Raw genomic sequence first — 8,719 nt, 5'->3', positions numbered from 1 at the left:
TGGGGGTTTTCTTCATCCCCCACTGATTATTAGTTGAACCAATCGGACTTTTATGGGCAGTTGATCCCTCACCTAACTTCTTTGCTTTCGCTGAATTTTAAGGTGGGGGGCTTACTGCTCATTAAAGCGGGATAAAGTTAAGTTATCAAAAATAGTGGGTCTTTATAATTTAATTGCTGGTGCTATTGCCACAATTGGCAGTGTCTTCACTACTCCTAATGGAAAAATCTTATTTCCTATCATTATAATTGGCCATGTTATAATCGCTGCCTATGTAAATACACGCATGGTACAATGAAAAAAGATCACCCAAATGGATGATCTTTTTTATAATTTATCAACATATTGCTTCGCTTCTACTAAGGAAAAACCAAAAGCCTCTCTTACTCTCTTAACTGCTGTAACTGTTTTTCCTTCTTCCATAAGCTGGCGCAACTCTTTATTAATTTCAGGTTCTCTATCTACAATTCCCATTTCTTTCGAAATTAGCTGTAATTTATCTTCCATTCTCTTTAAACGTGCATCCGTTTTCTTTTCGATTTTATTTAATTTTTCAGCAATATAAATAAACCCAAAGACCGCTATCGGTATGATCATCCAAAATTCCATGACTATTCCTCCTCATTAGCTTTCATTTGTTTTATTTCACTAACTTATGTAAATTTTACCACAAGACACATTTAATGTATAATAGTAATATACAACACTGTTGATACAACCTTTTATTTTAGGGGGACACATTATGAAAAGATTTTTTAAGACATTACTACAATTTGTAGTTCTTTCAATTGCACTACATTTATTATTTGATATCGTTGGCTGGCTTGTTTTCAATGCGCCAATTCAAAACAAACAAGTTATCATTTCCTTACTAACAACTTCATGGTTAATGTACATGTACCGAGACAAATTTTTTAAAACAATCACTTCAAATTAACTAAAAAACTTCATCGATAAAAGATGAAGTTTTTTCTTTTTCTCTCATTCTCTCTATTAACTACTGTATAATAGAACTAACATTCTGTCTTTTCGAAGAAAGGAGTCACTATGAACTTAAAAAGTAACAATATATACGAAAAAATGAACCAATATTCCGTTGCAGGTTTAAGCCTTGCCGTTATACGTGACGGCACACTAGACGAAGTCGCTACTTTCGGAACACTTGAATCTGGAACAACTAGAACTGTCACTACGGATTCCATATTCAATTCTTGTTCAATTAGTAAATTCTTCACTACAATGCTTGTATTAACGTTATCAGATCAAGAAATCGTGCATTTAGACGAAGACGTAAATGTTAAACTCACATCTTGGAACATACCTACCAATCTATTTACCTCCCATAAAAAAGTCACATTGCGAAATTTATTAAGTCACCAATCTGGAATTATTGATCCTCCTAATAGTTTTGAACATTATACACTTGTACAAGGGCGACCAAACATGTCTGAAATCCTTGTTGGTAAAACATCCTATTGCCCAGTACCGATAGAGATAACTTATAAACCAGAAAGTGAATTTCACTACTCTGATGCAAACTTTTGTATTATCGAACTACTACTTGAAGATATAACCGGAAAACCATTCAACCTTTTACTTGAAGAATATATCTTTCAGCCACTGCAGCTGAAGAATAGTAGAGTATTCTCTACTGAAGATATAAAAAAAATGGAGGCCTTTGCTTGTGGGCATAATAAAGATGGCACCGTTACAAATGAGAAGTATCCATTTTATCCATTCGCAGCTGCTTCAGGTATTTGGACAACACCAACAGACTTATCAACTTTAGTAATTGAAATCATTCATTCCTTGCAAGGACAGGGCAGACTAAAACTTTCTCAAAGATTAATACAAGATATGATTTCTCCTCAAGGTTGCTCAAAATGGACTGGGTTAGGGGTTTTTCTAGATGATTCGAATGAAGACTTACAAATGTATTCACTTGGATGGGGCGTTGGATTTCAATGTATGATGATATGCTATCCATACCGAGGTAATGGTGCTGTTATTATGACGAATGCTGACTTAGGTGTTCATCAAATGGAAGGGATTATTGGTGACGTCTTAAAAACGTTATCCTTATAATGAAAAGAAAGAAGCTGTTCCTTCCAGCTTCTTTCTTTATATTATATTTTTCGCAACAATTTTTATATGTTCTGGTGCGATAATCTCCGTTATACTTTCTTGGAAATCTTCCTGCAACATTTCTTCAACATGTTCTAACTGCACTTCAACATGTGTGCATTCTAAATTATGTATATTTAATAATGCATAATGATCTTTTTTCTTAATTACTAAATATTGATTTTCCTCTGTTACAAGTACAGAACCTAATCGTACTCCTAGTAGGCGTTGATCATCAAACTTCACAACCATTCCCCCTTACTTTATATGTAATAAAATAACATTTAAGGTAATCTATTCTTTATAAACTATATCACACTTTATTAAAATATAAAGTGAAACTTTAATCAGCCCTCACCAATCGGGCTTTTATGGGCAGCCCGACCCCCACCTAACTTCTTTGCTTTCGCTGGATTTTGAGGTAGGGGTCTTACTGCACGTTAATGCGGGATAAATATCATATTCCTTTTTACTAAAAATCCCTATTCTTTCATATATTTCGATACAAAAAACTTTCTCAACATAAAATTAGAATTTTCAGTTTTTATTCTTATGAAAATCAATTATAATAAAGTTAATAAATGTTTGACCTCTCCTAATTCATGTACATATGGATGATCAGTAGTCGCTGCTACTGATCTATTTTTTTGCTCCATATCTTCAATGATAGTTCTTTATTTTATTCGCCAAGCCATTAACGCAACAATCCAATCTAATAAAGGATTGCTTGGTAAGCCTAAGCCCTCTCCTCATAAAATATAATTCTATTTGAAAACGGATCGATCACAGTTAATTCCATTGTATCCCACGGTGTTCTCTCTATATCAGGTTTTGCATAAGCATAATCTTTACTTGATAAAATAATATAATAACCTTTTAAATCCTCTATTTTCACACGAATCGCACTACCTGGCGAAGCATCCCCATGATGCTCTGATAAATGTATTACAGCATCATGTAACGAAATTTGCATATATAATGGCATATGTTCCTCATACCGATGTTCCCAATCCATTTTAAATCCTAAAAAATCTATGTAAAATAGCTTTGCTTTTTCAATATCAAAAATTCTAAATATAGGTGTAATCATTTATAATCCCCTCCTATTTATAAACATCTGCCGCTAGTTCCCTCAAAACATCCACATTCACTACTTCAAAGCAACCATTGTTCTTTTTTATAATCTCTTTATCACAAAAAATATTTAATGTACGTAGTAGATGCCGATAACTCGTTCCTAACAATTCAGCTGTTTCCGTTAAATTCCCACTAAATACAATTCTATTTCCATGCTGCACCGCTCGTTCTCCTGCCGCTAACATGTAACTCGCAAGTCTGTTTTCAAGTGGATATAATAAATTAATTGTACTATTTTTTGAAAGTCGATTTAACTTATGTGCTAACGATCCGCAAATACATCGTAAAAATTTCGCATCATGAAATAGTTGATTTCTCACCTTGCCTAAAGGTAAACCAACACAATATGAATCTGCCATCACTTGTACGTTTGAAGCTGTCTTTTGAGAATGAATTAACTCCACATCTCCTAACAGCTGCAAACTATCATAAAAGCATAATAATACAGATTTACCGTTACTTAATGTATTAAACGCTTTCGCTTTTCCCTCAACGAAGAAAAATAAATAATCTATCTCTTCATTTTCTCTACAAATAAACTCGTTCTTTTTAAAAAATATGAGTTCCATATATGGTTTCATATCATTACTAAAAAAGGAGTCAATATTATTTTGTTTCATATACTCTGTTAATTTAATAGAATTACATACTTTCTTCATAGTTCTCCCACCTTTACAACTACTCCCCATTGTAATCAAAATTTTCTTCTTTCACTATGACATATGTCATAGTAATACACAATTTCAGCATGATACAGTCATTACAAATATGAAAATTAAAGGGGATATTACATTGTATAACTTTCTTTCTGTCTTTATTGGTGTGCTCATCGCCGTTATGCTGCCATTGAATGGGATTTTATCTGAGTTAATTGGCAAGTATACAGCGAGCGTTGTCATTCACCTTGTCGGTTTAATTGCAGTTATTTTCGTTTTAATTATAAACAAAAATAAAATCCGTTTTGATAAAAGCATTCCACTTTTTCTATATAGTGCTGGAGCGATTGGGGTATTCACTGTTCTTTTTAATAATATAAGTTTCTCCGTCCTTGGTGCCTCTATTACGATCGCATTAAGTTTACTTGGTCAATCCATTGCTTCCATCGTTATTGATCATTTCGGCTTATTAGGAATGAAAGTTGCAAAGTTTGAAAAGAAAAAACTAATTGGATTATGTTTCATCTCTTCCGGAATTATAATCATGACAATTTATTAATGGAGGCAGAAAAATGTTATATATTACGATCGCTGTTTTAGCTGGTGTTTCTATCGTTGTTGCTAGAATTATTAACGCGAATTTAGCAGCGAAAATTGGAAATTGGGAAGGCACGTTTTTTAACTATATTACTGGATTATTTTTCTCTATGTTATTTTTAATTTTTAGTTCAGATTCAATGTACATTCCTGTTCATACGTTACAATCTATTCCTATCGCTGTGTACTTAGGCGGATTAGTAGGCGTTATCGTTATTTCATTATCCAACTATATTACTCCTAAAATATCAGCATTTTATTTAACGTTACTCATCTTTATTGGACAATTATTTGCGGGGACTATCATTGATTTCATCCTGTCACACGAACTCTCAATGGGCAAAGTCGTCGGTGGCATTTTCGTACTAATCGGGCTCACTTACAATTTACTCGTCGATCGTCCGATAAAAACTGTGAAGCATAACCAAGTTCAACTATAATACTTTACGCTTACCTATCATATATTAATAGAAACACTCTTCATACGAAGTAATAGAGAGGAGAATATTCTATTAAGAAAATCATTTTACTGCTCGGTAGCGCATTGATTATTTTTGGGATCGTATGGTTTTTCAACTCGGGAAAATCTATTCAAGACTTCTATACAGCAAATAAACCAAAGAAGAAAGCTACTATCATTTCAACGCAAAGAGACCCAAATGAGCCCCCTGTCTTTTTAGGAAAACAGGAAATAAAAGATATACATGTCGAGTCAATTAAAACAAAAAAGGATATCTTTCTCACAAAAACAGATGAATTAAAAGCATTCATTAACAGTATGGATACTGCAAAAAAAGGAAAATTAACATTAGATGAAGAAGGATCGGATTTAATAGATTGTGATATGTGGATTACTTTCGAAGATGGAACTTATAAAAAATATTTCATATGGGTAGTTGACCATCACAACAACGAAGTGATGATTGCTCAGCAAGATACTCCTGATGATGTAAACCTTACGTATTATCAATTAAATGAAGATAGTTCCAAAAAAGTTTATAACTTATTTAAAAAAATCATTTAAACGAAAAAGTCATGAGCTCATTCGCTCATGACTTTTTTCAATTTGCGAATCGTAAAATATGCGAAAACAATCGAAATATAACATATAGCAATCCCTAAGAAACTAACGCTAAAACCATCTTTATGAATGGTCATAAGTTTTAAAACATCAATATCCAATAAGTGACCGATGAAAAGGTACATCATAATAATTCCCGTTACTACAAAATAGTCGCTTCTTCTTAACTGCATTGTCATTAGCCATTCACCTCGCAATGTTTTCTATCTAAAACATACCATATATACGTAATATTTAAAATAATTTCCAAGTTCATAAAAATAATTTGAGTGTACTTTTTTACATACCTACCTTTCCCCCCTATAATAAAAGAGAAAAAGACTCTTACTTTAATGGAGGGAATACAAATGAAAGCAATTGGTTTACATGAATACTTACCTATTGAAGAAGAAAATAGTTTAATTGATATCGAAGTTGAAAGACCTGTTGCTACAGGAAGAGATATACTCGTTAAAATTAACGCTATTTCCGTTAATCCAGTTGATACAAAAGTTCGCTCTCCGAAAGATAAAAAAGAAGATGTAGCGAAAATACTTGGCTGGGATGCTACTGGTGTTGTCGTGCAAACGGGCGAAAGTTGTACGTTATTTAAAGAAGGCGACGAAGTGTTTTACGCTGGAAGCATTACGAGACAAGGTACATATAGTGAATATCATTTAGTTGATGAAAGAATCGTCGGTAAGAAACCAAAAACGTTAAGTGATGCTGAATCTGCAGCACTTCCTTTAACAGCTATTACAGCTTGGGAAGGTTTATTTGAACGTTTAGGTATTGATTACAATAAGAGAGATGAGAATACATTTAAAAACATTTTAATTATTGGCGGTGCTGGTGGTGTAGGTTCAATTGCCATTCAACTTGCGAAATGGGCTGGACTGAATGTCATCACAACTGCATCCCGCACTGAAACGATACACTGGGTTGAAAAATTCGGTGCCGATTATATTATTAACCATCACCAACCTTTACAAGATCAAATATTAGAGTTTGGACTAAAAGATGTAGATTATATTTTCTGCTTAAACAATACAGATCAACATTGGCAAGCAATATGTGAGCTTATTAAACCACAAGGAAAAATTTGCTCTATCGTAGAAAATGAACACCCTCTTGAGATGGGCATTTTAAAAAGTAAAAGTGCTACATTCGTTTGGGAATTTATGTTTACAAAAGCGATGTATGAAACTGGCGATATGATTACGCAGCACGAACTATTAAATAAAGTAACCGAACTATTAGATGAAGGTATTTTAAAGACTACTTTAAATGAAACACTAACACCAATTAACGCTGAAAATGTAAAGAAAGCACATGCGCTACTTGAAAGCGGCAGTACAATCGGGAAAATCGTTTTAGAAAAGTTTTAATAACAAAAAGTCCGATTTCCAAATGAGAAATCGGACTTTTTTACTATCTTTATTTACTTGAGATCTCTTGATCATTTGGAACATCTAACGGAGGTCGTTTTCCTATTCCGAAAGCATAGAAACTAATTGTTACGATAGCTAAGAAGACAATGCCTACAACTAGTGAAATGCGCGTATCATCGTTAAACCACATTCCGATTAATACCATAATTAAAAAGGCAATTGTTAAATAGTTTGTAACAGGAGCAAATGGCATTTTGAACGGATGATCTTTCATCTCTGCCCCTTTTTCTTTTCTAAAATTAATTTGACTAATTAAAATGACGAACCATGGTACCATACCAGGAAGTACGCTCGCACTATATACATATACAAATAAGTTTTTCGGAGCAATATAACTTAATACAACACCAACCGCTAAACCGATAAGTACGCCAACTGTACCGAATAAAGGTACACCATTTCCAGAAAGTTTCGTGAAATATTTCGGTGCTTGTCCATTTACACCTAACGTGTAAAGCATACGACCCGCACTATAAATACCACTATTACAACCAGACATCGCCGCTGTAATAACAACAAAGTTAATAAGTCCAGCTGCTGCCGTAATACCAACCTTCGCGAAAGTTGCTACGAACGGACTACCAATTGTACTTAATTGATCCCACGGATACACAGTTACAATAACGAAAATAGCACCAATATAGAATATTAAAATACGCCAAATTGTACTTTGAATCGCTCTTGTAAGTGTCTTCTTCGGATTCTTCGCTTCACCAGCAGTAATACCGATTAATTCCACCCCTTGGTATGCACCAACTACAAGTGATAATGCAAAGAAGAATCCTGAAAAACCACCTGTAAAGAAACCACCATTTGACCAAAGATTAGATATGCCAATCGCTTCTCCGCCGTTACCAATTCCAAAGAAAATAAGTCCAAATCCCGCAATAATCATTAATAGAATCGTAACGATTTTAATCATCGCAAACCAAAATTCAAATTCACCAAATGACTTAACAGAAATTAAGTTAGCTGCGCCAAGAATAACCATCGCGATTACACCCGGTACCCAAGCTGGTAATTCCGGGAACCAATATTGCATATATGCTCCAACCGCAATAATTTCTGACATCCCAACGATAACCCACTGGAACCAGTTACTCCACGCTGTCATATAACCAGCTAACGGATGAATATACTTATGACCGAACGTCGCAAATGAACCTGTACTCGGCTCCATATACAACATTTCACCCATCGCACGCATAATGAAGAAGATAAAAATACCTGCAATTGCATAAGCAAGCATTACTGACGGACCTGTCCATTTAATCGTGCTGGCCGACCCCATAAACAAACCAACACCAATTGTTCCGCCTAAAGCGATCATTTGAATATGACGTGCTTCTAAGCCTCTTTTCAATTCTTTGTTTGCCACTTCACTTCCCCCTCTTAGATGATTCATAGCCGCATTTTAAAACAAGATGCTTTCCCCTAATTCCTTTCGGCCCTGAAAATGATGAAGCAAACGTCATTTTACACTAGCTTTAAAGCTATCCTAAAATCGTTCCTTGCCTCTCACAAAATTTTCAAAACCTTTCATCTTCCAATATTCTATAAATCTTAAAATTACTTACCTTATATTAATTCATTAGTCTGAAAAATTCAATTATTTTTTCAGTAAATCATTATACATAAATCTGATTAATTTTTAACTAAATTAACAATAAAATACATCTATTCAATATGATTCC

General features: G+C 33.9%; 12 protein-coding genes and 1 pseudogene. 7 read left to right on the top strand and 6 right to left on the bottom strand.

Annotated elements, in window-relative coordinates; all coding sequences use genetic code 11:
• Positions 1–130: 130 nt before the first annotated feature.
• Positions 131–298, top strand: a pseudogene (locus BAQ44_RS31905) (hypothetical protein); the annotation flags it as partial.
• Positions 299–327: 29 nt separating this feature from the next.
• Here BAQ44_RS31905 and BAQ44_RS01285 read toward each other — a convergent pair.
• Entirely contained in the window at positions 328–609 is a 282-nt protein-coding gene (locus BAQ44_RS01285) for a hypothetical protein (RefSeq protein WP_071720387.1), read from the bottom strand.
• A 133-nt stretch (positions 610–742) separates the two neighbouring features.
• Between BAQ44_RS01285 and BAQ44_RS01280 the strand changes: the two genes are divergently transcribed.
• The gene (locus BAQ44_RS01280) at positions 743–937 is read left to right on the top strand and encodes a hypothetical protein (RefSeq protein WP_071720385.1); all 195 of its coding nucleotides are present in this window, start codon (positions 743–745) and stop codon (positions 935–937) included.
• 110 nt (positions 938–1,047) lie between these two features.
• Positions 1,048–2,085: a serine hydrolase domain-containing protein gene (locus BAQ44_RS01275; protein ID WP_071720383.1), complete on the top strand. Its 1,038-nt coding sequence runs from the start codon at positions 1,048–1,050 to the stop codon at positions 2,083–2,085.
• Between the two features lie 36 nt (positions 2,086–2,121).
• On the opposite strand, the gene BAQ44_RS01270 is transcribed toward BAQ44_RS01275, so the two are convergent.
• The 3 genes from BAQ44_RS01270 to yeiL all read right to left on the bottom strand — a co-directional run bounded on the left by BAQ44_RS01270 (position 2,122) and on the right by yeiL (position 3,920).
• Positions 2,122–2,370 (bottom strand): hypothetical protein, encoded by a 249-nt coding sequence (locus BAQ44_RS01270; protein WP_061677634.1) that lies wholly within the window; start codon positions 2,368–2,370, stop codon positions 2,122–2,124.
• A 490-nt stretch (positions 2,371–2,860) separates the two neighbouring features.
• A complete protein-coding gene (locus tag BAQ44_RS01265; protein ID WP_071720381.1) occupies positions 2,861–3,214 on the bottom strand; it encodes a glyoxalase superfamily protein in 354 nt (117 codons plus the stop codon).
• 13 nt (positions 3,215–3,227) lie between these two features.
• Positions 3,228–3,920 (bottom strand): transcriptional regulator YeiL, encoded by a 693-nt coding sequence (gene yeiL, locus BAQ44_RS01260; RefSeq protein ID WP_071720379.1) that lies wholly within the window; start codon positions 3,918–3,920, stop codon positions 3,228–3,230.
• A 109-nt stretch (positions 3,921–4,029) separates the two neighbouring features.
• On the opposite strand from yeiL, the gene BAQ44_RS01255 reads away from it, so the two are divergent.
• The 3 genes from BAQ44_RS01255 (at position 4,030) to BAQ44_RS01245 (ending at position 5,538) form a co-directional block, all read left to right on the top strand.
• Entirely contained in the window at positions 4,030–4,476 is a 447-nt protein-coding gene (locus BAQ44_RS01255; RefSeq protein WP_061677643.1) for a DMT family transporter, read from the top strand.
• A gap of 13 nt (positions 4,477–4,489) precedes the next feature.
• Positions 4,490–4,954 carry a DMT family transporter gene (locus tag BAQ44_RS01250; protein WP_071720378.1) on the top strand — a complete coding sequence of 155 codons (465 nt, stop codon included), beginning with the start codon at positions 4,490–4,492 and terminating at the stop codon, positions 4,952–4,954.
• A gap of 89 nt (positions 4,955–5,043) precedes the next feature.
• On the top strand, positions 5,044–5,538 hold the full coding sequence (locus BAQ44_RS01245) for a hypothetical protein (RefSeq protein WP_073515767.1): 495 nt from the start codon (positions 5,044–5,046) through the stop codon (positions 5,536–5,538).
• Between the two features lie 17 nt (positions 5,539–5,555).
• Here BAQ44_RS01245 and BAQ44_RS01240 read toward each other — a convergent pair whose 3' ends face one another.
• Positions 5,556–5,774 (bottom strand): hypothetical protein, encoded by a 219-nt coding sequence (locus tag BAQ44_RS01240; RefSeq protein WP_071720374.1) that lies wholly within the window; start codon positions 5,772–5,774, stop codon positions 5,556–5,558.
• A 168-nt stretch (positions 5,775–5,942) separates the two neighbouring features.
• On the opposite strand from BAQ44_RS01240, the gene BAQ44_RS01235 reads away from it, so the two are divergent.
• Positions 5,943–6,962 carry a zinc-binding alcohol dehydrogenase family protein gene (locus tag BAQ44_RS01235; protein ID WP_071720372.1) on the top strand — a complete coding sequence of 340 codons (1,020 nt, stop codon included), beginning with the start codon at positions 5,943–5,945 and terminating at the stop codon, positions 6,960–6,962.
• 49 nt (positions 6,963–7,011) lie between these two features.
• Here BAQ44_RS01235 and BAQ44_RS01230 read toward each other — a convergent pair whose 3' ends face one another.
• A complete protein-coding gene (locus BAQ44_RS01230) occupies positions 7,012–8,403 on the bottom strand; it encodes an amino acid permease (RefSeq protein ID WP_071720370.1) in 1,392 nt (463 codons plus the stop codon).
• Between the last annotated feature and the right edge of the window lie 316 nt (positions 8,404–8,719).

Origin of the sequence: Bacillus mobilis (assembly GCF_001884045.1) — a bacterium.
GTDB classification, from domain to species: Bacteria; Bacillota; Bacilli; order Bacillales; family Bacillaceae_G; genus Bacillus_A; species Bacillus_A mobilis.
This window is presented reverse-complemented; position numbering and strand designations above follow the sequence as displayed.

What these genes read in the sequence shown, in the direction of transcription:
- BAQ44_RS01255 (WP_061677643.1), top strand. Translation starts at nt 4,030, where the DNA reads ATGAAAATTAAAGGGGATATTACATTGTATAACTTTCTTTCTGTCTTT.
- BAQ44_RS01235 (WP_071720372.1), top strand. Translation starts at nt 5,943, where the DNA reads ATGAAAGCAATTGGTTTACATGAATACTTACCTATTGAAGAAGAAAAT.
- yeiL (WP_071720379.1), bottom strand. Translation starts at nt 3,920, where the DNA reads ATGAAGAAAGTATGTAATTCTATTAAATTAACAGAGTATATGAAACAA.
- BAQ44_RS01285 (WP_071720387.1), bottom strand. Translation starts at nt 609, where the DNA reads ATGGAATTTTGGATGATCATACCGATAGCGGTCTTTGGGTTTATTTAT.
- BAQ44_RS01265 (WP_071720381.1), bottom strand. Translation starts at nt 3,214, where the DNA reads ATGATTACACCTATATTTAGAATTTTTGATATTGAAAAAGCAAAGCTA.
- BAQ44_RS01275 (WP_071720383.1), top strand. Translation starts at nt 1,048, where the DNA reads ATGAACTTAAAAAGTAACAATATATACGAAAAAATGAACCAATATTCC.
- BAQ44_RS01280 (WP_071720385.1), top strand. Translation starts at nt 743, where the DNA reads ATGAAAAGATTTTTTAAGACATTACTACAATTTGTAGTTCTTTCAATT.
- BAQ44_RS01240 (WP_071720374.1), bottom strand. Translation starts at nt 5,774, where the DNA reads ATGACAATGCAGTTAAGAAGAAGCGACTATTTTGTAGTAACGGGAATT.
- BAQ44_RS01250 (WP_071720378.1), top strand. Translation starts at nt 4,490, where the DNA reads ATGTTATATATTACGATCGCTGTTTTAGCTGGTGTTTCTATCGTTGTT.